Below are 392 nucleotides of genomic sequence, written 5' to 3'. Positions count from 1 at the left end.
ATATGCCGTGGTCGATAATATATTGGATCGGAACTTTCAGTCTGATCGCCCTCTTGAAAAACTAGTAACGGACATCACATATTTGCCTTATGGACAGAAACAATTGTACCTTTCCAGTATATTAGATTTATACAATGGAGAAGTGATTGCTTTTACGATTGGCGATAAGCAGGACACAGACTTTGTCTTAGACACACTTGATCAGCTGCCAACACTGCCTGAGAACTGCGTGTTACATAGTGACCAAGGTTCTGTATATACATCTTACGAGTATCAAAAAGCTGTTAACACAAAAGGCATTACCATGAGCATGTCCCGCAAAGGGACGCCCGCTGATAATGCCTCCATCGAATCGTTTCATTCCTCACTAAAGTCTGAAACGTTCTATCTTA

The 392-nt window shown here is 41.1% G+C and carries 1 protein-coding gene; it reads left to right on the top strand.

Annotation, left to right across the window (positions count from 1 at the left end; translation table 11 throughout):
* A partial coding sequence (locus tag Q3W56_RS21235) for a DDE-type integrase/transposase/recombinase (RefSeq protein ID WP_302896712.1) occupies window positions 1-392 on the top strand: 392 nt, incomplete at both ends.

It is taken from the genome of Bacillus sp. C28GYM-DRY-1 (assembly GCF_030519405.1).
Classification (GTDB): domain Bacteria; phylum Bacillota; class Bacilli; order Bacillales; family Bacillaceae; genus Bacillus; species Bacillus spizizenii_A.
This window is presented reverse-complemented; position numbering and strand designations above follow the sequence as displayed.